The organism is Rossellomorea marisflavi (genome assembly GCF_009806575.1).
In the GTDB taxonomy this organism is placed as follows: Bacteria; Bacillota; Bacilli; order Bacillales; family Bacillaceae_B; genus Rossellomorea; species Rossellomorea marisflavi_A.
Map to the genome: position 1 here is coordinate 2419600 of NZ_CP047095.1, position 24482 is coordinate 2444081.

The following is a 24482-nucleotide window of genomic DNA, read 5'->3' on the forward strand; positions in this document are numbered from 1 at the left end:
TTTTATGAAGCGCTTTCTCTCCATGCACACTTTCCATGGGGCGATAGACTTTTTTCATAAACCATCTTACTACTCTTCCTAAAAAAAACCAAACAATTTTTACTGAATATCAGCATTTTTTGAGTTTGTCAGTCTGCGAACCTTCCGCCCAGAGTTGAATAGAATGTCATAAATGAACGATCCAAGAAATGGGGTGCAACAATGTTTCCATGGAACGTATTCCCTTTTATGAAAGGGATGAAACAGAATATGAATCCTCAGGAAGTGGACTCATATGTACAGGATATGATGAAAAAGATGTTTCCGGGCGGATTCGAAAGCATGATGAATGCGAACAGCACCATGGGAGGAGCCTCTCCCCAGCAGTCTGCCCATCAAAGCGGCGAGGACGGAAGCATCCCAGCACATGTATTCGAATCCTTCGATGATGTATATGTACGATTTGAATTAAAAGATGAAGGGCTGATGAAGAAGGTGAAAATTTATCATACTTCCAATCAGGCGATCATTGAAAATATCCCCTCCCAGGGCGATCGCCAAGTCCTGACGCTCCCTTGTCTCGTGAAGAAAAAAGGGGCCTCTGCCCACTTTCGCGACGGCATCCTGGAGGTGAAAATCCCCAAAAGCACGGATATGCAGTTTACAGAAATAGACGTCTCAGATCGATACTGAGACGTCCACAGTTAGGCCCTATTTAATTTGATGCGGATAACGGTTCCCACCGGGTTGTTCAGGTCGGCTTCAATAGCCCCTCCGTAGTTTTGAATCAGCTTGGAGGCAATCGCAAGTCCCAAGCCATATCCACCCTTCTCCCGGCTCCTTGCTTTATCCACCCTGTAGAACCGGTCAAAAATTTTCGGAAGATCGCTTTCCGGTATGCCGATCCCTTCATCTCTGACCTCGATGATGACACGGTCCCCTCCATCCTTGAGGACCATTTCAATCACAGAGCCTGTATCTGAATATTTTACGGCATTATCGAAAATAATCGTCAACACCTGTTCAAGATGCCGAGGCTGCATGACAGCCTCGGTAGGGCCGGACAGGCTGTCAGTAATTCTGAAGGTGTAGTCTGTATGAAGGAACTCGAAGTCCCCCAGCACCTTGCCGGCCACCTTGCGGACATCCGCACGCACATTGTTCAAATCCTGCTTTTCACGGTCTGCCCTTGATAATTCAAGAAGCTCCCCAACCAGGCGCTTGATCCGCTCCAATTCTTCCAGTGAAACTTGTAATGATTCCTCCAAGATGGTGGGATCTTTTTTCCCCCAACGGTTCAGGAGCGAAAGGTGACCCTCCAGGACCTGGATCGGCGTCCTGAGCTCATGGGAGGCATCCTCGACAAACTGTTGCTGCTGTTGGAACGAATTTTCGATCTGACTCATCATGGAGTTGAAGATATGTGATAATTCCGTGATCTCATCAGCCGAGTCGCCGATATCCACCCTTTCATGAAATCCTTTCCTTTCAATGGATCGCATCGTTTCAGATAAATTATTCAAAGGCTTGACGAAATTACCGGCCATGATATATCCGATGAGTGCACTGATAAGCAGGGCACCAATTCCGATGATGGACATCATCCAGAAAAGATTTCTCATGACGGTTTCGTACCGGTTCAGCGGCTGGATGATTTCTACATACCCATTGAACTCGCTGGAACGGATCGGCGACCTTCCGATGAGCATCTTCTTGTTTTCGGATTCGATGAGATTGACAGATTTGCCTCTGACCGGCTCGAATGGGACATAGAATGACGTATCACTTTCACCCCGGATCTCTAGGACCTGATTCCCCTCTGTATCGAGGATCCGAATCGTCTGATCTTTTTCGGCAATCTGCTTCATGAGATCCTGACTGTCAAAGATGTCCTGTTTCTGGATATTCGGACCGCGCTGTTTGAAAAAAACGGTGATTTCGTCCAGTACGCGGCCAAAACTGTTCTCTTCCTCATTGATGAGCCATTTATCGATGGCATGATATTGAAAGAAACTGAATAAAAAAAAGGCTAAAAAGATAGCAGAACCAGCCGCCAATGCCCATTTAACCTTTAAAGACGTATGTTTGAACCGATAAACCAGTTTATTCATGATCTCATCACGTAACCGGTGCCCCGTACCGTCTGGATGTAACTGTCATCCCCGGGCCCATCAATCTTATTCCGTAAATACCGGACATAGACGTCTACGACATTCGTTTCGACTTCCGTATCATATCCCCATACCTTGTTCAGGAGCACTTCCCTTGTCAATACGATATTCTGGTTCTCCATGAACGCAAGAAGAAGATCATACTCCCTCTTCGTGACTTCGATTTCTTTATCCCCTTTCAGCACCTGCCTGGACTCCTTCTTGACGACGAGATCACGATAGGTGAAGCTGGTCTGATGGACGAGCTGTGCATCGTTTTCGGACCGGCGGAACACCGCCCTCAGCCTTGCGAGGAGTTCTTCGATGGCGAAAGGTTTGATAATATAATCATCCGCACCGCTGTCGAGTCCCGACACCCGGTCCATGACACTGTCACGTGCTGTGATCATGAGGATCGGGGTCGATTTGACCTGGCGGATCCTGCGGCACACCTCCAACCCGCTCAGACTCGGAAGCATGAGATCGAGGAGGATGATATCCCATTCCTGATTCAATGCAAGGTCCAGTCCTTCACGGCCATCATAGGCCTGCCCGATCTCATAGCCTTCATAAGTCAATTCAAGTTCGATGAAACGGGACAGATTTTTTTCATCTTCTATAACTAATATTCGTTTCACACCATCACCTGCTCTGCTGCCTCTATATTCCTTATTTTAGTCTATTTTTATCAAAAATAAAATCTTGAATGGCATGAATGATTTCTACACCTTGATACGCAAAGAGTGAAATGGCTGTAAGACTGAAGAATAATACAGGTATAAATCGTATCCACATGATTTTTACCTCCTTTTGATTTAACAACATTATCTCCCCTCAAGATTAAATTTCCATGAGAATGAGATGAATTTTCTTTAACGTAGCGAGAAAGATTATCGAAAATCCAATTGGTTGACATAATAATATTATAGATATCTTATGTTAGTTGTCCATCATAACGTGGTAGAGTATTCCATATGGTACATATAAACGATATGTTAGGAGTGATGATCCTGATTTGGCTGGTGATATGCCTGCTTCTGTCCATAGTGGCGATTGAAGAGGGGATAAACTTCTTCTTGCGGAGGAAACTGTTTGAAAGGACCCGTGATTACAAAAGTCTGCTGAGAAGGATTCTAGAGGGTTTGGGTGCAGTGATGCGTCTGAAAAGACAAAAAAAGAAGACAAAAGCTTCAGCATGACTTTTGTCTTCAAAGGAAAGAAATTAGAATGGGTCTTATAACATAAAGATTTTACCATACGAACCTGATTCATATGTTTGGGAGTGAAATCCTTATTCATAAGCAAGATTCATTGTAATCGTAAAAAAAGTGAATACAATTAAAGTAAGATTAAAATTCAATGAGAATTTCATTTTTTTTCGTTGGACCGACGAGAATGGGATTGAAGGATCTGGAGAGGATGGTTGGATGATTGATATGAATTGTGATTTGGGAGAGGGTTATGGTCGTTATTCGGTCGGGGATGACAACGCCATCATGGCATATGTGACATCGGTCAATATCGCCTGCGGTTTTCACGCGGGGGATCCTGCAGTGATGAGGAAAACCGTTGATCTTGCGGCAGCGGCCGGGGTTTCCGTTGGTGCCCACCCCGGGTACCCCGATATTCAAGGGTTTGGAAGAAGGGAAATGAACATGGATCCTGAAGACGTATCAGCCATGATTCAGTATCAGATCGGGGCACTAACTGCCTTCACGACTGCCAAGGGCATCTGTCTGACCCACGTGAAGCCTCACGGGGCACTATACAATACAGCCGCACGCTACCCCCTTATTGCGCAGGCGATCGCCAGGGCGGTCCATGCTTTGGACCCTGACTTGATCCTATATGGGCTGTCTGGGAGTGAACTGACTAGAGCTGGGAGAAGCGCTGGCCTTAAGGTGTTTGAAGAAGTATTTGCCGATCGTTCGTATGAAGAAGACGGTACTCTCTCGCCACGGCATCTTTCCGGAGCCGTCCTCGCCGAATCGGAGGCGCTGGATCAAGTGAAGGAAATGATCGAGCATGGACGTGTACGCACGAGAACGGGAGCGGTCATCCCTCTTAAGGCGGATACCATCTGTGTACATGGGGACCATCCTTCCGCCATCCGTCTGGCAGCAAGGATCTGCGAGCTCTTACATACGCTATCACCCAATTCGATTAAAGGAAGGAGAGAATTCCATGAAAATCATTCAGATTGAAACCACCAAACGTGATGAAATGATTGATATCACCCGTGCGGTTCAGGACTTTGTGGATTTCAAAGATGTGAGTACAGGGGCCGTCATCGTTCAATCCCTCCACACGACTGCCGGCATCACTGTGAATGAAAATGCTGATCCCGATGTGAAGACCGACTTCCTTAGAAGACTCGATGAAGTATTCCCATGGGAGCATCAGTCTGATCTGCACGCTGAGGGGAACACAGCCGCACATCTAAAAACATCCACTACAGGACACACCCAAACCATCCTTATACACGAAGGCGAACTTCTTCTCGGCACATGGCAAGGAATCTATTTCTGCGAATTCGACGGACCTAGGAAACGATCATTTGCCGTTTCCCTTCTGTCATGAGCGTGCTGCGTCCACCTGCCTTATAAAAAGAAAGAATCGGGATCCGTCCACGCAGGACGGATCCCGATTCTTTTTGATGCTGGAACATACAGATGTGGTCAAGGTAAAAAACGGTCCCTGACTTCCTTTGAAGGAATGCTGCATTGCTCTTTTTGCCCAAACCACTTATACCTTTTCTTGGCAAATTGCTTATAGGCGGCATCGCGCAGGCGGCGGGGAATGATCCGACCGAGCTTCCCCAAAGAATAAGGGAAGCGAAGCTCACTTGAAATCCTGATGATGGCATCTGATTCCGTGAACGCGCCTCTGTCATCGATGAGGACGATGCTATCGATTTCCTCCTGAAGCCTATATTGAGCCAACAGTTCAATTCCGGTTTCACTTTGCAGGGAAGCAAATTGAAAAACCTTCCTTTTGTCGTGGCGGATGATAAACTGGACCGATCGGTCACAAAAGTTGCAGACTCCGTCGAATAAAATGATGGCCATCTCCATCCCCCTTTCTACTAGATCACGCACCGGTACTGGATAAATGATCAATCACATTATATCCCCTCACCTGCCATGAATCCTCTAAATAATGGAGGTGATTGATGCACCCGTTGAAGAGCTTCACCTCTTGTTGTGCGTCGAGATGGAATAGCCTCAGGATGGCTGCAATGACGCCACCGTGGGAAACCAATAGGATTCTCTTACCGGGGTAGCACTGCAGGATGGTGGATAGTCCTGCCATGATCCGGTCATTGAGGTCCTCCTCAGATTCCATCCCCGGAAAGTCAAACCCTTCATAGGACGCTCTCCTCTCCTCCCTCGTCAGTCCTTCCCCTTCACCGAACCCCCGCTCCATGAACTCATCCATGATCTCAATAGGAAGATTCATCTTTTCATTGATGATTTCTCCTGTTTCCCTGGCGCGATTCAGAGATGTCGTGATCATCACATCCCAATCATCTCCGGACAGATGATCCCTGCACTCCCGGGCCTGTTTTCTTCCTGCTTCATTAAGGGGGATATCTGTCTGCCCCTGAAGTCTCCCTGCTTTATTCCAATCCGTCTGACCGTGTCTGATTAAGCAAATCTGTGTCAAATGAATGTACCCCCTGTCAGGTGTTTTCATCCAGTGTACTACAAAGCGGCTGTCAGTGGGGAGCATGAGGTTTGGAAAACGCATACAAGGGAAAAGGATGGCAAGGGAGGGATATGATCCATGAAACCTGAAACCATCATTCAAAAAGATGCCGGGGATGAAATCAAGGAAGTCCTCGTCGACGGCCTGCAGCGTGACCTGACGGAGGACGAACGTGCACTCGTTGATCAATGGACTTCAAGCTTTGACAAGCCTGAGAGGGCAACGATCATCAATATGCTGAAAGAGCTCCTCAATAAGCATAAACGCCATGATTGAGCGATAAAAAAATGCCGCCCTGCTTCTGAGAAGGGACGGCATTTTTTATCGGTCATGTGTGAGGTCAAGCAGACGATCGATGTCGATCCGGTAGATTGGTCGAGACAGTTCTTCTTCTCCAAGGTCCACGGTATTCTCAAGCAATTCATCTATGTTCATCATGCAGCCTCCTAACAGTGTTGCTATTCCCGTTTTGTTCGTCACATAATCATTCGTACAGCATCCATTTTTTTTGTGGGTCTTTTTGAGGGGAACGATTGAATGAACAGGATAAGTATGTTACGTTAAACGTGAATCATCGGTTGTTTGATGGTTCGAGGAGGCCAACAATGAAACGATTCTCCATGCTTCATGTCCCTGAAGATAGGAATACTGGCCGTCCATCCATCATGATCCATATCCTTCCGACCACCGGTCATTATATCGCGGTCGGGCAGTCATCCGGTCACTACGGAAAGGCTTTCGGTCGTTATGAAAAGCTTACCGCATACCATGCATACCTGGATATCATCTCTAGATAATGAGATAGACGTATAAAAGACGGCGCTTCTAAGCGTCGTCTTTTTGATTATTCTTCATTCCTAGGAAGTCTGCCACCATCCTCCTGTGACTTGCCACCATGTTGTCTGGCACGTCTTTCGGGGATATGAATTCCAGCTTCGTTCCTTCTGAACGCTGCAGCTTCAGGTCTCCTGTAAACTCTTCTGAGTGAAAACAGATTGTAACGGAATAGAATTGATCCCCATTCGCTGCTTCTATGTACTGATCTTGGCCGGAATAGACACTCACCAGATGAAGGCGCCCCACGTCAAGATTCGTTTCTTCCTTCACTTCCCTACGCGCCGTTTCCTCAGCGGATTCGCCTAGTTCCATCAGACCTCCGGGAAGACCCCATTTTCCCGCGGGGAAGGTGCGCCTTTGCAGAAGGATCCTGCCTTCCCCATCAGTCAGGATGACCGTGGAACCGACAAGATTCACCGGCCTTGTCCCGATCAGTGACCGCAGTTCTTCAATATAGCCCATTCAGACCCCCACCTTTAAAGCGATTGTACCGAATTCCCCCTCGCCTGTCATCATTTCCTGCTGATTTTAGTAAGTTGGCCTTCTATCACGGTGATCTTTACCTTTTCCCCCACCCGATAATCCAAGTACCGGTCGCAGTCGACCTCATAGGTTGTTTCGTTACTGAAAGTAATGGAACATCCGGGACCAGAAACGTCGATTTCCCGACCGGTTTTACACCCTTGGCCTTTTTTTCATCAATCGGATAATATTTTTCTTCGATGGTCAACCAACCGTTTCCCGAGCTGCCCATCCACTTAACCCATGCAAGTCCGATCAAAAAGACGACCAGTATACCAAGCACAATGAGTTTAATACTGATTTTCTTCACGTTCACCCTCCTAGATACTGTACTAGAAGGTATATGCCGAGAAAAAGACATTCATGAAAAATGGATTTCTCTTTACAGGGAAAAGTAAATGGAGTATAGTTTGACTACCGACCGTTAGTTAGTTAAAAGGGGGGATTACATTGAAAATGGATAACAAGAAAAAAATAAAAGAGACAGCCCTGGATTTATTCGGTCAAAAGGGCTATGAAGAAACCTCTTTAAGTGATATTGCAACTGTGGTTGGAATTAAAAAGCCTTCCATCTACAATCATTTTTCGAGCAAAGAAGAGATTTTCACTGAAGTCATTGAAGATCTCATACAGTCTGAAATCAATTCCTATCACAGGCTATATGACAATGAATATCCAGGCTCCGCCATCGAACAGGTGCGCAAGGTCTTTGACTCTTTCTGCCATCGTCTGTTGACGACACAGGAGGCGCGCTTGTGGAAACGGGTAAGCTTTTACCCTCCTGAGCCCTTCAAGGAATTCATCAGCAAAAAGTTCTATGAGCTTGAAGTTGAATACAGTCAGCTGCTCCGCTCCATTCACGACAGTGGAAAAAGGAGCGGATACTTTATGCACATCGACGTGGAACAATTCACTGCGTCATTCTTATGCCTTATTGACGGGGTATTCCTCGAGCATCACTACTATACGGAAGAGATATTCAAAGAGCGCATCGAGTCGGTCTGGAAGGTATATGAACTCGGACTGACCAACAGCAAAGGAGTGTAGAACATCATGGGTTGGATTTATGTCATCATCGGGGGGATCCTGGAAATCGGCTGGGCGACCGGACTCTCCCTTTCAGAAGGATTCACGCGTCCCGTTGCAAGCACCATCACGGCCATCCTGATCTTGATCAGTTTTTATTTCTTTTCAAATTCAATGAAGCTCCTTCCCATCGGGACGGCCTATGCAGTCTTCACGGGGATTGGTGCTGCCGGAACAGCCATCGTCGGTATGTTCATTCTCGGTGACGGGGTCAGCATGCTGAAGATCTTATTCGTTGCTCTACTCATATTCGGGATCATCGGGCTGAAGCTGAGCGACAAGGAAGAAAAAGAAGAAAGGGGGGCTCAGTAATGGCATGGCTCGCACTGATTGCCGCAGGATGCTGCGAAGTGGTCATGGTTTCGTTCATGAAGCTATCGGAGGGATTTAAAAGGATCATCCCGACAGCTGCCTGCTTCATTGCAGGAGCACTGAGCTTCTATCTCCTGTCTGTTGCCCTGTTGGAGATACCCGTCAGCACTGGGTATGGAATCTGGACGGGTATCGGATCTGCCGGTGCCGTCCTCATGGGGATGATTTTTTTCAAAGAAGCAAAGGACGTCAAGCGGATCGCTTTCATTCTCTGTATTGTAGGAAGCATCATCGGGTTGAAGTTGGTATCATAGAAATTGTAAAGCAAATAACGGATGGAGCCCCGCGGGGAGCCATCCGTTTTTTGTAATGAAAGGTCAATTGATGATCCCCGTGCCGACAATGTGAAGTTCCACCTTTGGATGGAAGGTGATGCGCTGGTATTCTTCCCTCCAATTCAGTTCCTTCCACACTTCGGGATGGAAAGCAATCAGTTCGCGCCCCAGGCCGAGAACATCGGAATTGGCATTTTGGACTTTTTCAATCGTCTCCTCAAGCCTTTTCGTCATATTTTTGGAAATCACGTCATTCAGATGATCTAACTCCTTTTGATCAAAAAGACGATTCGGCGGGTACTCCACCACATTGATATTGGATTTCAAGGATAGATTCACATGGATGTTACCCGGTTCCAATGAGGAGAATTCCACTTTCACCTTGGGCTTTACGATATTGAAGGTGATATAGTTCTGGATATTCGGCTCTTTTCCCGAATTCACTTTTGTCACAAAGCGGGCCACTTTTGACTTCTGTTTCATCATGATAAGCATCAATGCAGATTGTGAATAGTCCAACTCGCCGGTCATGCGCCGTTCGTCGAACAACGCCGTTCCATTCAATACGATTTCATCATTCTTATATTCAAACATGGGAAGCATGAAATCTCTCCCTTCATCGAACATGATGGTACAAATCGTTTGCAGATTGGCTTTCGGAACCTCAGTCACGGACTCGGCTGAAGAAATCGATTCGATGATATACTCAGAGATCAACACGTTGTTTTCAATCAAGTGCATGAGATAAGGTCCTGCATCCCCCCTGGTGATGGCAATCTTGGAGGAAATCGAACTATTCGGATCCCGGTAGAAGATATCGAGGAAATCATAGATATCTTCTTTTGCTAAGCTTTCCCCAAGCAGGAAGACCCTGTTCTTCGAAGGTTCAAAGTTGTCGGATACCTTCTTATCGAGGTGAATCCTGACGTCACGAATGGTATGACCTGTTCCGGAGACTTCCAGATTGGTGGGGACCCCTTCTTTGAAGTCGCGGATGACTGCAGTCCCCCTGATCTTTTCCTTATCCTCTGTCAAGTCAAAAGCGGATGAATACACAAGCCTGCTTCTTTTTAAAAGCCGCTGATCCCAGCACCCCGAAAGAATCACCTGAGACAATATAAGCAAAACAACAAGGAACTTCTTCAATTCGACGCACCCTTTCCTTTTTTCTTGATGAAAGAGAGGAGCAGCAAGGCGATGGGAATACAGCAAACCAGCAAGAAGGAGAATCTGATCACAAACATATTATAGGTATCAATCTGCTCAATCCGATAAAGGACCGCGATCGAAAAGCTGATGCTCCCGTACAGAATCAAAATCCAGGTACCCTTTTTCTTTGACAACTCCTTAAAAAAGTACCGCGTCCCTTCGATTGACAGAAATAGATAGCTTGTAAGGGAAGTGACCACGTTGACGATCCAGAGCGACAAAAATACCAGGTCGATCCTTTCAATGATCTGCAGATTCAGCGATTTCACGAAGTAAAGGACCGGTTGAGGGACGATCTCAATCTCGGTCGGACTGAACACGATGGTACTGACGATCATCATGATCGCATAGATGATCGTCACGAGCCAGTTGGCCACGGACGCGGATTTTAGAATGGCCTTTGACCCCAAGTCCTTGAAGTGATGGTACAGGATCAGCATGAGTTCAAAGCCGAGCATGGAGAAGTACGCTTCCCTTGCCCCCTTCAACCAAGAGAGTCCAAAATGGGCACCTACCGGGAATAAATATCGGAAATCCACGGGATACGTACCGACCACGATGAAAGAGATGATTAGCAGAAAGACAATTAACAACGAAACCACAACATAAATATTACTGATGGTATCGATATGCTCTCTCGCAAGGTAGATTGCCGTCAAAACCAAAAGCATCATCAGGATCCATTTTGGCGTATAGGTCAGCATCCATGTTTTGATCACTTTAGTCGAGTACATAAGGATGAGCGCCGTCACCAAAACGCCGTAAATAATATAGATGAGGTTGATTCCCGTACCGATATACTTTCCCGTCAGAAGCTTGGAATATTGGAATAGCGACTGATCAGGAAACCGTTTTGCCAGGAGCCACAAAATCGTAATGATCACCTGGACCAAACAGCCTGAGAGAAAGACAGAGATCCATCCATCCTGTTTAGCCTCCAGAAAGACATTGTAGGGCAGCCCGAGGATCCCCACCCCGATCTGGGTTTGGATGATGAAAAAGACGAGTTGGGTCTGGGTTCGCTTACTTGGACTCATCATGTTTCTTCCATTCTCTCGCTTTTGATGATTTCCAGTCATATTGAGCCTGGACGTCCTTTGGCCTCTCCTTCATGAGCCAGATCGGCACCCTGATGAAGGTATCACGCAACGCCTTCACATCGAGGGGGGCCACCGGATACAAGTACGGCTGACCCAGGGAGGTGAGCGTGGCCATATGGATCAAGATTACAACAAGACCGATGATGATGCCGAAAAATCCGAACAATGACGCCAGAACCATGAGCGGGAAACCGAGCACACGGATCGATGTACTCAATTCGTTCGAGGGGATGACAAAGGAAGATATGGCTGTGATGGCCACGACGATGATCATGGTGTTGGACACAAAGTGAGCCTCCACAACAGCCGTCCCGATGACCAAACCTCCCACGACACCGATTGTTTGAGCGATAGGGTTCGGAAGGCGGATGGCCGCTTCCCGCAATAACTCCAGAGTGAATTGCATGATGGCAGCTTCTATGAGCGGCGGGAACGGGAGATATTCCAGGGAATTTTTGATCGAAAAGATGATGTCCACTGGGATGATCTCGTAGTTATAGGAAATGACAGCAATATAGCTAGCAGGCAGGCACAAAGTCGTGAGGTAGCTCACCAGCCTGATCATTCTGAGGAAAGATCCTGTGGTCGTCCTCGTATTATAGTCTTCCGACGTCTGAAAGAAACTGAAGAACGTGACCGGAAACACAAGGGCAGTGGGACTACCCTCCATGAGCAACAAGACTCTTCCCTCCATCAGGTTCGCTACCGCACGGTCCGGCCGTTCAGTGTTCAGGAACTGAGGAAATGGGGAAAGCGTGCTGTCTTCCAGGAACTCTTCGAAATGACCTGGGGATTGGATGCTATCCACATCAATATAGCTGATGCGACGCTCAATCTCCTTGACCAGTCCAGGGTTCGTCAGCTCGGAAATGAAAATAAGTGCGTATTTCGTTCTCGTGGTTTCACCGGCATTGGCGTATTTCACCGTCACCTTTTCATTGGTGATCCTCTGCCGGATGAACTGGACGTTTTCCGTGATTTCTTCCCCAAATCCCTGATGGGACCCCCGTATGACTTTTTCATTCGTCGGCTCCACCCTGTGGGCGGACTGATCCTTCGGAATGGAAACGAGGGTCATCGTTTCCCGTCCCTCTTCAATGAGGGCACATCGGCCGTCAACGAGACCGTCGAGAAGTATCTGGAAATCTTCCGTTTCCTTGACGTTTCCGCTGTGAACAACATTCCCTAGTTCACCACGGGGCATTTCCTGAATCGGTTTGATCACGATTTCCTGAAGGCTCTTTACCTCGATGATCGAATCTATATAAATCAGTTTCAACGCCCGATCATTGAATACAAGATCTCGGATGAACAGATCGTCTGTCTGGAATAACCCTTCTTTGATGAAAGCAATCTTTTCATCCAGACCATTGTGTTCGTCCTTTTCTTCTACCGGCAGAGGCTTAAGTTTCCGAATCGGCCTTTTAAGATTCTTCCCTTTCATAGCAAGCACCCTCAATATAGAGAAATTATTAGGCTTAGCGTTCTCCACGCATCTGTAAAATATTCAGGGATGGGACGTCATGGACTTCAGATCGGATGATGAAAAATATCACTCGGAAGGAAACGTTTTAAGTATGTACCTCCACCTGCTTTTTGGTATACTGTATCCATTACATACCTATCTCAGGAGTGAATCAGTTGACCAAGAAGAAATTTTATACGTGGACCCTGCAAATCTTAATTATCCTCACCATCATTTTCGTCTCAACGAAGATCTCGTTCCTGTTCCAACCGATCGCCGTGTTCGTCTCGACACTGTTTTTCCCCATCGTGATCTCAGGATTCCTCTACTTCCTGCTGAATCCCGTTGTCAATCTGTTGGAAAAGGCACGGCTGCCAAGGACCATTGCCATTATCGTCCTCTATGCCGCCATTGTCGGGATTCTGGTCCTCATCATCGGGAATGTGGCACCGATCATCTACAAGCAGATCACGGGCCTGTTCAATGAGCTGCCGAATTATGCCGATCAAACCAAACAGTTCGTCGAGTACCTGTCTGAAACGAAACAATTCAAATGGGTCATGGCACAAGACTATGTATCCATAAAAGACATCGAGAACCAGCTTATGGGCATTGCCAATTCCCTTCCTAATAATATTACGTCGGGAATCAAAGGTATCGTCAGCATCGTAACGAATATCACTGTTTTGATTGTAACGGTTCCGTTTCTTCTGTTCTTTATGTTCAAGGACGGATATAAACTTCCTGGTGCGATTGCCAAATTCATGCCGGCAAGTTATAGGGAAGAAGGCGTTAAAACGCTGAAGGAGACCGGTGCTACACTAGCCGCTTATATCCAGGGACAATTGACGGTTGCGTCATTCGTCGGGACGCTTACGTTCATCGGATATCTCATCATTGGTCTTCCTTACGCCCTCGTAATGGCACTGATCGGAGCGGCAACTAACATCATACCGTTCCTTGGACCATTCCTCGGCGCGGCACCAGCTGTGATCATCGGCCTCTTTGATTCTCCGACGAAAGCCGTCCTCGTTATCGTCGTGGTTGTCATCGCCCAGCAGATCGAAGGGAACTTCCTGTCTCCCCTCATCCTCGGAAAGCGCCTGGATACCCATCCGGCGACGATCATCATCTTATTGCTGGTAGCCGGAAATCTTGCCGGAATCGTGGGCATGATCCTTGCCGTGCCGTTCTACGCGGTCATGAAGACAATCGTTTTGAACCTTCTCAAGATCATCAGGATCCGACGCTCCACAATCAAAGAATGAAGAAAAGGCCCTGCAGGCAATGCAGGGCCTTTTCTTATTCAGAAGATCTTGTACATAACATAATGCGGACCGATTTCCGGAATGAGGAATTCTTCTCCGGCTTTCTCTAGGCCTAGCTTTTCATAGTATGGTACAGCCGTGGTTCTCGCATTGCACCACCATGCCCCCGAACCCTTGGTCTCCATGACCGATTCAGCGTAGGCAATGAGCTTGCTGCCCATCCCCTTCCCTCTTTCCTTTTCCAGAGTCGCCATCCCGCGGAGCCTATATTGATTCCGTTGTGACAGTGATTTCTCTTGTTCGTGATAAAAGGATCCGATACACACCAATCGATCTTGAAGATAGATGCCGATATGGAACGTTTGCTCATCTTTGTCCCCTTCATACATACACGCATCAAGAGACTGTCCCGGCCTCAATACTTCATGCCTCAATCCATACGTTTCTTCTGCAGGGATTTCCTTTATGATCATGGCTTGACCCCCTTTGGAAGCTCTCCTATTAAATAATCACAGTCCAGCTTTTTCTCGGATATGACCTTATCCTTTATGTCCACCCTATAGGCGGAAGCTTGTGGTCGAGAAGTGAGGACTCTCGTCAATTTCCCGTCCACAAAATGAAGTGCAGCTCCGTCATCAGCCCCATACCCTTCAGGGATCAATCCCTGCTTGATAAACGAATGGAATGCCGGTCTTCTCTCTGTTTCTCCGTCATAGTGGGGGGAATGGCTTCCCTCGATGAATCCGAGGCCATGAACGATATCGAGTTCGTCTCCAAATGAGTCCGTTACACCGCTGTCGAACCAGCAGATCGAACCGGCACTCAGGCCCGACATAATGATTCCGTCTTCGTAGCCTTTTCTCAAAATTCTGTCCACACCCCACTCCCTCCAGAGGGCGAGCATGCTTTTGGTATTCCCTCCCCCTACGTAGACAATATCATGGTCGAGAATAAACCCTTCCAGGTCTCTTACTGGAGGTTTGAAGAGCGATAAATGGGTAGGGATGCAAGGAAGAGAATTGAATGCATCGTAAAAGCGCTTGATGTATCCTTCCGCATCCCCGCTAGCTGTTGGCAGAAACAGGATTTTGGGCGATGTTTTTTTCGATTGATCCAGTATGTATTGATCCAGGGCAAGGTTATCGGGTTCCATTGAGAATCCCCCGCCGCCCATTGCGATGATTTGCTTCATGATGATACGCCTCCTTTGCTTACTGGTATTCGACATCCTCCTCCCTATTTCCTTTAAGTGAACGATCAACTGACTTCCATCAAAAAAGGAACCTGCCGTCATGACAGGTTCCACAGTTCGGGTTGGTCAGCCTTTTTTCGGCTTGGTTTTAGATACTTCTAATCTGGATTTCCCCATCAGGTAAACAAACACAACGGCAATTCCAAGTGGAATGAGTGCATAAGCGAACGTATGGGTGATGGAGTCAGACATGGCCTGAGTGATTTTGCTGAGAACCTCATCAGGGATCTTATCACGCATTTCAGCAGAGAATAGGCTGCTTGAATCACCAGAAGCCATTCCCCCTGATTTACCGAATGCATCCTCCAGATTCGAAGCAAAGAACTTTGATTGCATCGCACCGAAAAGTGTGATCCCGATGGTCATCCCAAGAGAGCGGAAGAACGAATTCGTTGAATTCGCTGAACCCCTGTAACGTGGTTCGAGCTTATGGATCGTTGCATTCGGCAGAAGTGAGAAGGAAAACCCTACGCCAAATCCACTGATGACCATGTAGACCGTAAGGAGCCACCTGCTCGTATCAGGACCGACCGTCGATAGAAGAGCCATCCCGATGATAAAGGAAATGATGGAGATCCACATGATATTCCGATAGCTCGTCTTGGACATGGAAATCCCCGCCACTGCACTCCCGACGACGGAACCGAGCATGAGCGGTGTGAGGACAAGACCGGCATTCGTCGCCGATCCCCCGTAAACCGCCTGAACGAAGATCGGGATCAGGATGGTCAGGATGATGAAGGTCGCTCCGTACAGGAATGCCAATGCCTGAGCAGAGGCAAAAAGCGGTCTCTTAAACATCCAGAATGATATGATCGGTTCAGCAGCCTTTCTTTCGATCATCAAGAATGCGATAAAGAAAATCAAAAATCCTGCGAACAGAGAAAGGATCTGCCAGGAAGTCCAGGCATATTCCTTTCCTCCGAATTCAAGTCCGAACATCAAGCTGACGACGGCAACCACGAGGGTGATCGCTCCTCCCCAATCAATGCGCTGATCGGAACGTTCAGGCGATTCCTTGTATGAACCCAGGATGAAAATCAATGAAAGAAGACCGATAGGGAGGTTCACATAGAAAATCCAGTGCCATGAGAAATTGTCCGTCAAGAACGCCCCGATCAACGGACCGAAGACGGAGGACGAACCGAAGACGGCTCCGAGGAGCCCGGTCATTTTCCCTCGTGCTTCAGGAGGAAAAATGTCAAAAACAATTGTGAAGGCAATTGGCATCAATGCTCCTCCACCGATACCCTGGATTGCACGGAAAATACTGAGCTGGACGATGCTTTGTGAAAGACCGCACAGGACCGATCCAAGCAAAAACACAAATAAGCCGAACACGAAGAATTTTTTCCTGCCGTACATATCAGACAGTTTCCCGAAAATCGGCATTCCCGCCATGACCGCAACCATATAGGCGGACGTTACCCATACGAACTTATCTGCACCGTTTAAGTCGGCGACAATGGCACCCAAAGCGGTCGCTACGATGGTATTGTCCATCGCAGACATAAGGATGGCCAAAAGAAGTCCCGCAAGGACGAGTTTGGACCCTTTTTGTTCTACTACCACTGTTCTACACCCTTTCTATATGTCTAAAGTGTCATATAATAATATCGTAGTTAATTATAACCCTTTTTTACATGATGTCCAATTCAAACTCTCCGCAAAAAAACAGGGAGCGTGATCACGCTCCCTGTCCGGAAATCGACAATGATTACTTTTGAACGTTGGCTGCCTGAGGTCCACGGGCCCCTTCAACGATTTCAAATGTCACGTCCTGTCCCTCTTCCAACGTCTTGTATCCATCACCTTGAATCGCGGAGAAATGAACGAATACATCGTCCTGGCCTTCGACTTCGATGAAGCCGAAACCTTTTTCGGCGTTGAACCATTTTACTTTACCCTGTAGCATAGATCATAGACCTCCCCGTGCAGCATGCACATTAAAATGTTACTATTCCTGCTCTGATTAAGATTCAAGACGGAAGATTTTCTATCAAGATAATTAACCGAACAAAAATAACTACCTATACTATAACAGTATTTTTCAGAAAACTCAATATTCTCAATTCATTTTATTCATGCAGTTTAGCGTGCACGATTTAAGGTTAGAAGAGTAGCATCACATAAAAATGGAACGGAGGAAAACGAATGATCTTGGTGTGGCTCCTGCTCATCCTTTATACAATCTTCCTTGCCCCTGGATCAGGGAGGGATGTGATCTTTCATGCCCTGATACGCGGAGAATTCTCCAATGTGGAACCTCTGGTGGTGACCATTTTCTCTCTCCTCGGGGTTTTTCCCTTGCTCTTCGCTTCCATCCTGCTGCAGGATCGCAGGAGCGGTGCCTGGCCATTCGTCCTTTTATCCATGGGAACAGGAGCCTTCAGTCTCCTCCCTTATTTCCACTTAAGGGGACGTTTCAAGGAGATTGAGAAGATCGTCACTCCTGTCTGGCTCATGAGAGTGACCTCCTCCAGATCGTTTATCGGCATCATCGTGGTTTTGTTCATTTTGTCGCTATTACCTCTGACAGGAGGGATTTCTTTGAATGCCTACGGGGACGCATTCATGCAATCTTCCCTGGTCAGTGTCATGACCGTCGACTTCCTGATCCTCGTTTCCTTATCGTGGTATGCCATGAAAAGGTTCCGCGGCATTTCTTCCCCCGTTGCGTTCATCCCGATCATCGGTCCAGCTGTTCTTCTATGGAAGCAGAGGGGAAAGAAGGATGATGAAAGGACGTAATGAATACGAGGTTGGGACAAAATAATAATAGGTACCATTTCATGACGAACACGATCCGTATAGGTTCTTTATGCCGCTCATGATTTCCGTACAAGACTCCGCTTTCCCCGGGTAGCCCGTGAGCGTCCCCGGCAAGCCTGCGGGGCCCCGCATCAGCTACTCTTCCCGCATGAGTCTTCGTCTTGCACTCCCATCAACCGCTGCAAACAATGAAATGAAAAGTAAATGGTCATCAAACAAATTTAAAACCCGAATTCATTTGCCTGACCCTAGGCAAATGAATTCGGGTTTTACTATGACTAAAACACTTCTGTCCCAGCCTCTTTCTCGATCAATTTTCTTTCAATTCATGTATTGTACGGTCGTCGATTAGTCCTTTCTCATTGACGATTTCTATCGTCACGGACTCCTTATCCTTATCCCGGATGTCTTTCATGATTTGTTTGAGGGTCTCTTTGTTTTTGAGCGGGACCGTCACTTCCTGGATCACATCGCCCTCTTTTTCCTTTCTGCTCTTCAACTCTTTGTCTGTATAAACCAAGTCGGTACCCACTGCTTCTTTCAACGTGTTGCCTTCTAAGAAGAAGCGCGTCTGGTATGGTGTCCCCGGTTCAAGTTCCTTATCTGTCACAATGGCCGTAAAGGTAAGTTCTCCTGCTTCTTCATCCACTTGCACGCTCCCTCCCTTGATCATCTCCGCCGCATTACGATTACAGCCGGTGATCAATAGGAGAAGCACCATTCCCACTGCCAATACGTATATTTTCTTTTTCACTGTCAGATCCCCCTATAAAGTTGTGCCTTTCCATTTTACATGAATGTCGTACGGAATCCTACTTCTATGGCGCTGTGACATGCTTGTAGTCTACTTTTATTAAATGACAGCTCGGAAAGGAATTTCCTTTCTTTTGTCGAATATACTTTCTCATCCATACAGAAAGGAAGGATTCCGATGAAGAAGATGATCGGTTGTGCACTCATTCTCTCACTCTCGCTCGCTTCACTGAGTGTTCCCGCCACTGAGGCAGCTGCCGCCAAGAAGTATAAAAACTGTACCGAACTGAACAAAGACTACAAAGGCGGTGTCGCCAGGGCGAAAGGTGTGAAGAATAAAGGCGGAAAGACAAAATACACCCCGCATGTTTCAAAAGCACTTTATGATGCCAATAAGAGTAAGGATCGTGACAAAGACTCCATCGCATGTGAAAGGTAACGAGCAAACCAAATAGGGACATCCGTCACTTCAATGTGCGGATGTCCCTATCTTTCTTCATTTAACATATGAATTCCCCTGACTGAGTATAGAATGACAGATTCCTTTAAACCAAGTGCCTGTTGCAAAGCGCTTTTAGAATGAACAGCTTCTCCCGAGAACTTAACATTTTCCAGCTTTTCGCACGAATCATCACGATTGGTTCCCCCTCCTGCATTCGATATAATCTTCTATACCTTCTTTTTAACCGTTACAAACACGTCAAATTGTTCATTATTCACCCTTAATGTGCCAAACCCTGACAGATTCATGCAGTAAAAAGGGCTCAAAGACAGAAAGGGTGTCGGTCCTTAGGGGAACCTCCCGAAAGGTTATTGGTTTTTTTTCAGCTCGCTTAAAAAATGGTGAAGTATCCGTGCCGTTAATCCCCAGATGACTTTGTCTTCATGGTAGTAAAAGACCTCCTGCATCTTCCTGGCCTGCCATTCATACTGTTTGCCTCCCGGTATCCGGTCATAAGGGAACGACTCTTCCGGATGCATCTTCACATCGATCGTATAAATATCAGGATCATCATTCACCAGATTGTCCAGGGGAACCGTAAAGACCTCCCCCACTTCTGCCGGATTAGGTTGAAGCTTCTCCGGCGTGGTTTCGATCCATCCGACAAACGGATAGATCATCGTTCCAAAGGGTGTGATGATATAGTCAAGGGGGTAGACATCCATCACCTCATCCACTGAGATACCGAGTTCTTCAGAAGTCTCCCTGATGGCAGCTTCCTTTTCACCGGGATCAGACGGATCCACTTTCCCCCCAGGAAAACAGATTTCTCCGGGTTGTCTCCTCATATCCCGGGACCGGACTTCAAACAGTATATGTGGCTTCCCATCGAACCGTATCAGTGGCAGCAAAATCGCGAAGGAAGCATAAGATCCTGCTCCAAGGAGCCTAGGTTTCCGATGCTTGAAGGCTTCAAGCAACCCCTTCTCATCCATGTACTCACTCCCCATTTCCTTCTTTTCTTTTCATTATAAACCGTTCCGGGGACCTGTCACAACAATGCGGCTCCATCAACTGCCAAGGCTCAAAGGAACTCCAGTATGATATAATGAAAGAGTATATACGAGAAAGGAATTGATGCGATATGTTCGGAAAGATGGCTTCAGATGTACTGGGACTGAGCGATATTGGTTCGGTCATCCATCCACAGGATTATGATAAGGCGGATGCAGATGACTACATCATGCATGAAGACGGGGAGAAGATATACTTCCTGATCAAATCGAAGTCCGATGAATATTGTTTCACCAATAAAGCCCTCATCCACCTTGACGGTACAAGCGCCACAAGCAAGAAGCGCATGTTGAAACGCTTTGATTATTATAAGCACACAATCAGCGGCGTCATGCTTGAAACGGCCGGTACAGTCGACTTGGATGTGGAGATCAAATTCAAGATCGGTTCAGAATCTTATTCCATCGATGTGCATAAAAAATTCCTCACTGAAGTGAAGGACCTTTATAAATCCCTCATCAAAATCGGGGAGATTGCCGCTGATAACAGCGTGTATTCAACTTACGCTTCAGAGAGCCTGTCCGTTGCCTCCCAAACCCTGGGGCAGGTAAAGGCAGACCACGCAGATGTGTCCGCTCAATTCAGGGAAATCAATGAATATGCCTTTGACTGGCTGATTGAAAAGAAAAAGACCTTCGTGCAGAAGGATTATGGAACCGTATTTGAAACGTTCATCCAAAATTGACATCCATCGACCCGGCTCACGCCGGGTCTCCTTTTGTATTGGGAATCATTGACGGGAAGAGAGGGATTTTCTTATACTGTATAAGCATTACATGATGACAGGAGAGGACTTATGGACTTTACGATACAATATCTATCATTCTATCTGATTTCCGTCGATGGAAAAGGTGAGGAAGCAGACAAGCGTCAGAAACACTTCCAGACCCTCACGACTGCAACTTATGAAGAAAGCCCCCTTAAAACATTCCTGGACGGTGAACTCACCAAGATCACGAAACGGAAGGTGGACCGTCATGCGAAATCCGAAAATGCACCAACCAAAATCGGACGGTTTATCGTTGAACCCGGTCATGAGCTGACGTCCAATCCCAACTACAATCTCTTCCACAAGACCCGGTTCGCAGAAGACAGCGACACCTTCCGAGAGGCCACCGATCAAATCGTGCAGATGTACCTCGAGACGAGCGCAATCCGGGGAGGGGCCGTGATCGTTGCCACTGCAAAGCTGACGAAATTCTTTGATGATCCTTTTGTCTTCATCATGAAATGTGATTTCGAACCGAAGGTCGCAACCATCACGGACGAAGCGACGCTCATACACAATGTCGAAATGGCCATCACCACAAAGGGGATGAAATCGGTGCAGTATCCGTATATGCCGGAAGACGGGATGATGGACCCGGCTGAACTGAAAATCCATCAGGCATCCCATGCCCATTATTTCGAAAACTTCCTCAAGTGGGTCGAGTTCGAGAAATCCATGCCTGAAATCGTAAAATCCCAAGTGTATGGCATGGTCAAGGAACATATTTCCGAAACGTATGCCGAATCAAGCGACGAGCGAGCGGAGTTCGAGGAGGCTGTTGAGGAATGGGCCATCAGCCCGAAACGGGAGATGCAGGAGAGGTTCACCCCGGAACAAGTCGTCGAAGCCGCAGCGCAGATTGTCGAGCAGTCACCGGAAGTGGAGCTGAAGATGCGCCTTGACCATATGGCCGTGAAGGCGATGCTGTCAGACTTCGGGGACCGTCTCCATTTTGCAAAAGTGAACGACCGGTACGTCCTCATGATCGAGAGCGATACCGTGACGTTCGAGCAGGGATTTTCTCCATTGGAGTTCCTGAAACCGGATGATCTCCATGAGGTGATTGAGCGTATCCAGAATAAAACCACTTAACAATAGGGGTCCCATCGGAAAGGGACCCCTATTATTGATTCCTCCATTCAATGGCTCCCCGCATGAAAACCGTTTATCCCCTGCCAACAGGTGTAAGGTAGTCAGGATTGGATTGATTCCAGCCTCCCCCTTCTTCTGCCGTGCGGTCCATACTTGTATCACCGTCTCCATCGACCCAAATGGTCTCTCCGCTCGGAAGCGTACGTTCGTATGGCTCCACCCGGTGGCTGTCTGAGTTCTCCTCGCGTATGTACTCGTGTTCTGCTTCTCCTGTTGCCATATGTTCCTGTGAAGGCGGTGAATCAACTCCTCCTTCATTCCCATTGATGTCCAGTACGTCTACCGCATCCAAAATGGAAACGCCCAATGCCCCTACCGCCACTGTTTTTCCTACGTCCCGCAGCCCCTGCTTCCAACGGGACTCATCCCCATCCATCAGTCCTCCCGCAACATGCCCCACACTTTTTGCCGTTGATACAACACTATGCCCCACCGCTTTGGCCGTATTGGAAACACCTTTTCCGAGATCGTCAAATCCCTGTTCGATTTTTCGCTCGTCCTTCGTTATCAGTCCACTCCCTACATTCCATACGCCTTCTGAGAGATTTCCCAACTGCTTCCCGGCAAATTCGCTCGAATGCTTCACGCCATCTCCCACTTCTTTGATGAACGGCGATCCGGTCACCTCACCTACACCCTTGATCAGACCGCCTGTCACCCCACCAACCAACCATCCTGCACCCTGACCCAATTCTTTCAGAAAACCCATGCATGTTATCTCCTTTGAAATATAATAGTAATATTTTACTATAAAAAGCGCAAAAAATATAGATTAAATAGTTAAATATACCCAACTCTACAGAACCTTCCCAAAGATTTTGTGGGGATTCGTGCATCCCATAAAAAAACATCCCTTGCCCTTTGGCATAGGATGCTCTGATTTCGATTCCGTTCGTGGCAGGCAATGCAGTGGGGATTCATTGAATACTTCTATAGCACCTGGATCATCTCCACCCGGTTGCCGAAGGGATCGCGACATTCAAAGCGGTCATAGCCCGGAATGGGAATCGAGGGAAGGATGTCGGTACCATGCTTCTCCAAATGTTCTTTCCAATACCTTACATCATCGACCTCATAAGCAATGTGGGCTTTCGTTTGGGATCGATCGACCCCTTCTTCCGTCCCGATATGAAGGTCTGCATTACCTGTGCGAAGCCAGAAGCCACCTCTCCCTTTCAAACTCTCCGGCTTATCCATTTCCTCCAGTCCAAGCAAGCCACAGTAAAAGGCCCTGGCTTCTTCTTCCTTCCCGGAAGGAACCGTTATTTGTGCGTGGTGAATCCCTGCGATCATCGCCATCACTCTCCTTTTCTCATTTTCATTATACTTGATAGGGCAGGCCTAAGCTGATCAAATCCTTGAGGACTGTTCATAAGGATTTCTTATCAGATGGTTATTGCCGGACAGACGGCACTCTGCTAATCTAATACAATATAGACATAATACGGAAGAACGGAGATGCGATGAATGCTGACACACGATCAACTCGATGACATTTTCAACCTTCAAACCCTTTGCGAAACACATGATGGCATCACCATCAAATTAAATGGGGACATGCTCCGGAGAGAATCCTATGAGTCATATGATCTCGTGATTTACGATAACGGACGCCTCACCGGTTTCCTTGGAGTCTATCCTTTCGGGAGCACCATTGAACTATGCGGCATGGTTCATCCCGGATTCAGGAGGAGGGGAATCTTTCAATCCCTCTTCGACCGGGCCATGACAGAGATCGTTAAGAAACCTGTGAAAAAGGTGCTGGCCAATTCTCACGGACGCTCTCTTGCCGGGAAAGCGTTCATTGAAGCGAATGGCGGCGTATTCGATAACACCGAATTTGAAATGGAGTGGATCCCATGTGAGCTGCCGGTACCGGACGCCTCAATCGTTCTCCGCGGGGCCACCCGGAACGATGTACCGGAGATGAAACGTCTCGGGTTGGAATGTTTCGGCATTGAGGATGCTTCATTCGATGATGCACATATCAACGATACCCTCATGATCCTGTCTGATGGTGAAGTCGCAGGTCAAATGAAGGTAGCACGTGACGGGGGACAATGCTATATCTACTGGTTCTCTGTGTTCCCTTCTCTTCAGGGACGAGGAATCGGGCGTCAGGCATTGAGCCGGGTGGTGAGGGAGGCAGCCGGTCAATATTCCCTTATCGGGCTGGATGTTGCGGCGAAAAATGAACTTGCCCTTAAACTTTACACGTCACTCGGCTTCGTCGTTCAGAATCATCAGGACTATTATTCCCTCTCTCATTAATCACACAGCCGGGGCCTTGTAAAGGG

The 24482-nt window shown here is 47.3% G+C and carries 32 protein-coding genes; 14 read left to right on the forward strand and 18 right to left on the reverse strand.

The window, feature by feature from the left end; all coding sequences use genetic code 11:
* The first annotated feature begins 228 nt into the window (after positions 1–228).
* A complete protein-coding gene (locus D5E69_RS12495) occupies positions 229–672 on the forward strand; it encodes an Hsp20/alpha crystallin family protein (RefSeq protein WP_249931485.1) in 444 nt (147 codons plus the stop codon).
* An 11-nt stretch (positions 673–683) separates the two neighbouring features.
* On the opposite strand, the gene D5E69_RS12500 is transcribed toward D5E69_RS12495, so the two are convergent.
* From D5E69_RS12500 to D5E69_RS23845, 3 genes are read right to left on the reverse strand one after another with little or no spacing between them, the layout of a single operon-like run.
* Positions 684–2090, reverse strand: coding sequence for a HAMP domain-containing sensor histidine kinase (locus D5E69_RS12500; protein ID WP_159129741.1), 1407 nt, complete (start codon positions 2088–2090; stop codon positions 684–686).
* Complete coding sequence (locus D5E69_RS12505) at positions 2087–2767, reverse strand: response regulator transcription factor (RefSeq protein ID WP_148795258.1); 681 nt, start codon at positions 2765–2767, stop codon at positions 2087–2089. Before D5E69_RS12505 ends, D5E69_RS12500 begins: the two co-directional genes overlap by 4 nt.
* A 31-nt stretch (positions 2768–2798) precedes the next feature.
* A complete protein-coding gene (locus tag D5E69_RS23845; protein ID WP_258523402.1) occupies positions 2799–2924 on the reverse strand; it encodes a hypothetical protein in 126 nt (41 codons plus the stop codon).
* Between the two features lie 632 nt (positions 2925–3556).
* Between D5E69_RS23845 and D5E69_RS12510 the strand changes: the two genes are divergently transcribed.
* Both D5E69_RS12510 and D5E69_RS12515 read left to right on the forward strand, forming a co-directional pair.
* Positions 3557–4333, forward strand: coding sequence for a 5-oxoprolinase subunit PxpA (locus tag D5E69_RS12510; RefSeq protein ID WP_159129742.1), 777 nt, complete (start codon positions 3557–3559; stop codon positions 4331–4333).
* Positions 4314–4709 (forward strand): secondary thiamine-phosphate synthase enzyme YjbQ, encoded by a 396-nt coding sequence (locus D5E69_RS12515; RefSeq protein WP_159129743.1) that lies wholly within the window; start codon positions 4314–4316, stop codon positions 4707–4709. The genes D5E69_RS12510 and D5E69_RS12515 overlap by 20 nt, the downstream gene beginning before the upstream one ends.
* A 98-nt stretch (positions 4710–4807) precedes the next feature.
* Here D5E69_RS12515 and D5E69_RS12520 read toward each other — a convergent pair whose 3' ends face one another.
* Both D5E69_RS12520 and D5E69_RS12525 read right to left on the reverse strand, forming a co-directional pair.
* A complete protein-coding gene (locus D5E69_RS12520) occupies positions 4808–5227 on the reverse strand; it encodes a thiol-disulfide oxidoreductase DCC family protein (protein WP_347566684.1) in 420 nt (139 codons plus the stop codon).
* Positions 5220–5795 (reverse strand): histidine phosphatase family protein, encoded by a 576-nt coding sequence (locus D5E69_RS12525; RefSeq protein ID WP_159129744.1) that lies wholly within the window; start codon positions 5793–5795, stop codon positions 5220–5222. Before D5E69_RS12525 ends, D5E69_RS12520 begins: the two co-directional genes overlap by 8 nt.
* Before the next feature lie 120 nt (positions 5796–5915).
* Between D5E69_RS12525 and D5E69_RS12530 the strand changes: the two genes are divergently transcribed.
* Both D5E69_RS12530 and D5E69_RS12535 read left to right on the forward strand, forming a co-directional pair.
* On the forward strand, positions 5916–6113 hold the full coding sequence (locus D5E69_RS12530; protein ID WP_048003801.1) for a hypothetical protein: 198 nt from the start codon (positions 5916–5918) through the stop codon (positions 6111–6113).
* A 329-nt stretch (positions 6114–6442) separates the two neighbouring features.
* Positions 6443–6634, forward strand: coding sequence for a hypothetical protein (locus D5E69_RS12535; protein ID WP_048003802.1), 192 nt, complete (start codon positions 6443–6445; stop codon positions 6632–6634).
* A gap of 28 nt (positions 6635–6662) precedes the next feature.
* Here D5E69_RS12535 and D5E69_RS12540 read toward each other — a convergent pair whose 3' ends face one another.
* On the reverse strand, positions 6663–7136 hold the full coding sequence (locus tag D5E69_RS12540; protein ID WP_048003803.1) for an NUDIX hydrolase: 474 nt from the start codon (positions 7134–7136) through the stop codon (positions 6663–6665).
* Positions 7137–7233: 97 nt separating this feature from the next.
* Positions 7234–7506: a hypothetical protein gene (locus tag D5E69_RS12545; RefSeq protein ID WP_159129745.1), complete on the reverse strand. Its 273-nt coding sequence runs from the start codon at positions 7504–7506 to the stop codon at positions 7234–7236.
* A 146-nt stretch (positions 7507–7652) separates the two neighbouring features.
* Between D5E69_RS12545 and D5E69_RS12550 the strand changes: the two genes are divergently transcribed.
* The 3 genes from D5E69_RS12550 to D5E69_RS12560 are packed head-to-tail and all read left to right on the forward strand — an operon-like array spanning position 7653 to position 8908.
* On the forward strand, positions 7653–8243 hold the full coding sequence (locus tag D5E69_RS12550) for a TetR/AcrR family transcriptional regulator (protein WP_231579042.1): 591 nt from the start codon (positions 7653–7655) through the stop codon (positions 8241–8243).
* Positions 8244–8249: 6 nt separating this feature from the next.
* Positions 8250–8594, forward strand: coding sequence for a DMT family transporter (locus tag D5E69_RS12555; RefSeq protein ID WP_048003806.1), 345 nt, complete (start codon positions 8250–8252; stop codon positions 8592–8594).
* Positions 8594–8908 carry a DMT family transporter gene (locus tag D5E69_RS12560; protein WP_148795270.1) on the forward strand — a complete coding sequence of 105 codons (315 nt, stop codon included), beginning with the start codon at positions 8594–8596 and terminating at the stop codon, positions 8906–8908. Before D5E69_RS12555 ends, D5E69_RS12560 begins: the two co-directional genes overlap by 1 nt.
* Before the next feature lie 63 nt (positions 8909–8971).
* On the opposite strand, the gene D5E69_RS12565 is transcribed toward D5E69_RS12560, so the two are convergent.
* The 3 genes from D5E69_RS12565 to D5E69_RS12575 are packed head-to-tail and all read right to left on the reverse strand — an operon-like array spanning position 8972 to position 12682.
* The gene (locus D5E69_RS12565; protein WP_347566685.1) at positions 8972–10141 is read right to left on the reverse strand and encodes a Ger(x)C family spore germination protein; all 1170 of its coding nucleotides are present in this window, start codon (positions 10139–10141) and stop codon (positions 8972–8974) included.
* Positions 10072–11178 (reverse strand): GerAB/ArcD/ProY family transporter, encoded by a 1107-nt coding sequence (locus tag D5E69_RS12570; RefSeq protein WP_159129747.1) that lies wholly within the window; start codon positions 11176–11178, stop codon positions 10072–10074. Before D5E69_RS12570 ends, D5E69_RS12565 begins: the two co-directional genes overlap by 70 nt.
* On the reverse strand, positions 11162–12682 hold the full coding sequence (locus D5E69_RS12575) for a spore germination protein (RefSeq protein ID WP_159129748.1): 1521 nt from the start codon (positions 12680–12682) through the stop codon (positions 11162–11164). The genes D5E69_RS12570 and D5E69_RS12575 overlap by 17 nt, the downstream gene beginning before the upstream one ends.
* A 197-nt stretch (positions 12683–12879) precedes the next feature.
* Here D5E69_RS12575 and D5E69_RS12580 point away from each other — a divergent pair, with 197 nt between their 5' ends.
* On the forward strand, positions 12880–13971 hold the full coding sequence (locus tag D5E69_RS12580) for an AI-2E family transporter (protein WP_148795275.1): 1092 nt from the start codon (positions 12880–12882) through the stop codon (positions 13969–13971).
* 38 nt (positions 13972–14009) lie between these two features.
* Here the strand turns inward: D5E69_RS12580 and D5E69_RS12585 are convergent, their stop codons facing one another.
* The 4 genes from D5E69_RS12585 to cspD all read right to left on the reverse strand — a co-directional run bounded on the left by D5E69_RS12585 (position 14010) and on the right by cspD (position 17138).
* Positions 14010–14444, reverse strand: a complete 435-nt coding sequence (locus D5E69_RS12585) for a GNAT family N-acetyltransferase (RefSeq protein ID WP_048003811.1) — start codon at positions 14442–14444, stop codon at positions 14010–14012.
* Entirely contained in the window at positions 14441–15163 is a 723-nt protein-coding gene (locus D5E69_RS12590) for a Type 1 glutamine amidotransferase-like domain-containing protein (RefSeq protein WP_159129749.1), read from the reverse strand. Before D5E69_RS12590 ends, D5E69_RS12585 begins: the two co-directional genes overlap by 4 nt.
* Positions 15164–15289: 126 nt before the next feature.
* Positions 15290–16795, reverse strand: coding sequence for an MDR family MFS transporter (locus D5E69_RS12595; RefSeq protein ID WP_048003813.1), 1506 nt, complete (start codon positions 16793–16795; stop codon positions 15290–15292).
* A 145-nt stretch (positions 16796–16940) separates the two neighbouring features.
* Complete coding sequence (gene cspD / locus D5E69_RS12600; protein ID WP_048003814.1) at positions 16941–17138, reverse strand: cold-shock protein CspD; 198 nt, start codon at positions 17136–17138, stop codon at positions 16941–16943.
* A gap of 239 nt (positions 17139–17377) precedes the next feature.
* Here cspD and D5E69_RS12605 point away from each other — a divergent pair, with 239 nt between their 5' ends.
* The gene (locus D5E69_RS12605) at positions 17378–17974 is read left to right on the forward strand and encodes a hypothetical protein (protein ID WP_159129750.1); all 597 of its coding nucleotides are present in this window, start codon (positions 17378–17380) and stop codon (positions 17972–17974) included.
* Between the two features lie 331 nt (positions 17975–18305).
* Here D5E69_RS12605 and D5E69_RS12610 read toward each other — a convergent pair whose 3' ends face one another.
* A complete protein-coding gene (locus D5E69_RS12610; protein ID WP_048003816.1) occupies positions 18306–18749 on the reverse strand; it encodes a hypothetical protein in 444 nt (147 codons plus the stop codon).
* A 177-nt stretch (positions 18750–18926) separates the two neighbouring features.
* On the opposite strand from D5E69_RS12610, the gene D5E69_RS12615 reads away from it, so the two are divergent.
* Positions 18927–19187 (forward strand): excalibur calcium-binding domain-containing protein, encoded by a 261-nt coding sequence (locus D5E69_RS12615; RefSeq protein WP_048003817.1) that lies wholly within the window; start codon positions 18927–18929, stop codon positions 19185–19187.
* Between the two features lie 371 nt (positions 19188–19558).
* Here D5E69_RS12615 and D5E69_RS12620 read toward each other — a convergent pair whose 3' ends face one another.
* A complete protein-coding gene (locus tag D5E69_RS12620; RefSeq protein WP_159130354.1) occupies positions 19559–20185 on the reverse strand; it encodes an NUDIX hydrolase in 627 nt (208 codons plus the stop codon).
* 149 nt (positions 20186–20334) lie between these two features.
* Here D5E69_RS12620 and D5E69_RS12625 point away from each other — a divergent pair, with 149 nt between their 5' ends.
* Both D5E69_RS12625 and D5E69_RS12630 read left to right on the forward strand, forming a co-directional pair.
* Positions 20335–20949, forward strand: coding sequence for a PH domain-containing protein (locus D5E69_RS12625; RefSeq protein ID WP_048003819.1), 615 nt, complete (start codon positions 20335–20337; stop codon positions 20947–20949).
* A 111-nt stretch (positions 20950–21060) separates the two neighbouring features.
* Positions 21061–22125 (forward strand): DUF3900 domain-containing protein, encoded by a 1065-nt coding sequence (locus D5E69_RS12630; RefSeq protein WP_048003820.1) that lies wholly within the window; start codon positions 21061–21063, stop codon positions 22123–22125.
* A gap of 73 nt (positions 22126–22198) precedes the next feature.
* Here D5E69_RS12630 and D5E69_RS12635 read toward each other — a convergent pair whose 3' ends face one another.
* Together D5E69_RS12635 and D5E69_RS12640 are read right to left on the reverse strand one after the other, a co-directional pair.
* Positions 22199–22894, reverse strand: coding sequence for a hypothetical protein (locus D5E69_RS12635; RefSeq protein ID WP_053072384.1), 696 nt, complete (start codon positions 22892–22894; stop codon positions 22199–22201).
* Between the two features lie 221 nt (positions 22895–23115).
* Positions 23116–23478 carry a VOC family protein gene (locus D5E69_RS12640; RefSeq protein ID WP_048003821.1) on the reverse strand — a complete coding sequence of 121 codons (363 nt, stop codon included), beginning with the start codon at positions 23476–23478 and terminating at the stop codon, positions 23116–23118.
* Between the two features lie 174 nt (positions 23479–23652).
* Between D5E69_RS12640 and D5E69_RS12645 the strand changes: the two genes are divergently transcribed.
* Positions 23653–24456, forward strand: coding sequence for a GNAT family N-acetyltransferase (locus D5E69_RS12645; protein WP_048014396.1), 804 nt, complete (start codon positions 23653–23655; stop codon positions 24454–24456).
* Positions 24457–24482 lie beyond the last annotated feature (26 nt).

Bases quoted from the DNA above. Each gene is read 5' to 3' on its own strand.
- D5E69_RS12515 (WP_159129743.1), top strand. From the start codon at position 4,314: ATGAAAATCATTCAGATTGAAACCACCAAACGTGATGAAATGATTGAT.
- D5E69_RS12495 (WP_249931485.1), top strand. From the start codon at position 229: ATGAAAGGGATGAAACAGAATATGAATCCTCAGGAAGTGGACTCATAT.
- D5E69_RS12550 (WP_231579042.1), top strand. From the start codon at position 7,653: ATGGATAACAAGAAAAAAATAAAAGAGACAGCCCTGGATTTATTCGGT.
- D5E69_RS12570 (WP_159129747.1), bottom strand. From the start codon at position 11,178: ATGATGAGTCCAAGTAAGCGAACCCAGACCCAACTCGTCTTTTTCATC.
- D5E69_RS12535 (WP_048003802.1), top strand. From the start codon at position 6,443: ATGAAACGATTCTCCATGCTTCATGTCCCTGAAGATAGGAATACTGGC.
- D5E69_RS12635 (WP_053072384.1), bottom strand. From the start codon at position 22,894: ATGGGTTTTCTGAAAGAATTGGGTCAGGGTGCAGGATGGTTGGTTGGT.
- D5E69_RS12560 (WP_148795270.1), top strand. From the start codon at position 8,594: ATGGCATGGCTCGCACTGATTGCCGCAGGATGCTGCGAAGTGGTCATG.
- D5E69_RS12620 (WP_159130354.1), bottom strand. From the start codon at position 20,185: ATGGATGAGAAGGGGTTGCTTGAAGCCTTCAAGCATCGGAAACCTAGG.
- D5E69_RS12530 (WP_048003801.1), top strand. From the start codon at position 5,916: ATGAAACCTGAAACCATCATTCAAAAAGATGCCGGGGATGAAATCAAG.
- D5E69_RS12500 (WP_159129741.1), bottom strand. From the start codon at position 2,090: ATGAATAAACTGGTTTATCGGTTCAAACATACGTCTTTAAAGGTTAAA.
- D5E69_RS12645 (WP_048014396.1), top strand. From the start codon at position 23,653: ATGCTGACACACGATCAACTCGATGACATTTTCAACCTTCAAACCCTT.
- D5E69_RS12540 (WP_048003803.1), bottom strand. From the start codon at position 7,136: ATGGGCTATATTGAAGAACTGCGGTCACTGATCGGGACAAGGCCGGTG.
- D5E69_RS23845 (WP_258523402.1), bottom strand. From the start codon at position 2,924: ATGTGGATACGATTTATACCTGTATTATTCTTCAGTCTTACAGCCATT.
- D5E69_RS12625 (WP_048003819.1), top strand. From the start codon at position 20,335: ATGTTCGGAAAGATGGCTTCAGATGTACTGGGACTGAGCGATATTGGT.
- D5E69_RS12615 (WP_048003817.1), top strand. From the start codon at position 18,927: ATGAAGAAGATGATCGGTTGTGCACTCATTCTCTCACTCTCGCTCGCT.
- cspD (WP_048003814.1), bottom strand. From the start codon at position 17,138: ATGCTACAGGGTAAAGTAAAATGGTTCAACGCCGAAAAAGGTTTCGGC.
- D5E69_RS12605 (WP_159129750.1), top strand. From the start codon at position 17,378: ATGATCTTGGTGTGGCTCCTGCTCATCCTTTATACAATCTTCCTTGCC.
- D5E69_RS12575 (WP_159129748.1), bottom strand. From the start codon at position 12,682: ATGAAAGGGAAGAATCTTAAAAGGCCGATTCGGAAACTTAAGCCTCTG.
- D5E69_RS12640 (WP_048003821.1), bottom strand. From the start codon at position 23,478: ATGATCGCAGGGATTCACCACGCACAAATAACGGTTCCTTCCGGGAAG.
- D5E69_RS12630 (WP_048003820.1), top strand. From the start codon at position 21,061: ATGGACTTTACGATACAATATCTATCATTCTATCTGATTTCCGTCGAT.
- D5E69_RS12585 (WP_048003811.1), bottom strand. From the start codon at position 14,444: ATGATCATAAAGGAAATCCCTGCAGAAGAAACGTATGGATTGAGGCAT.
- D5E69_RS12510 (WP_159129742.1), top strand. From the start codon at position 3,557: ATGATTGATATGAATTGTGATTTGGGAGAGGGTTATGGTCGTTATTCG.
- D5E69_RS12590 (WP_159129749.1), bottom strand. From the start codon at position 15,163: ATGAAGCAAATCATCGCAATGGGCGGCGGGGGATTCTCAATGGAACCC.
- D5E69_RS12555 (WP_048003806.1), top strand. From the start codon at position 8,250: ATGGGTTGGATTTATGTCATCATCGGGGGGATCCTGGAAATCGGCTGG.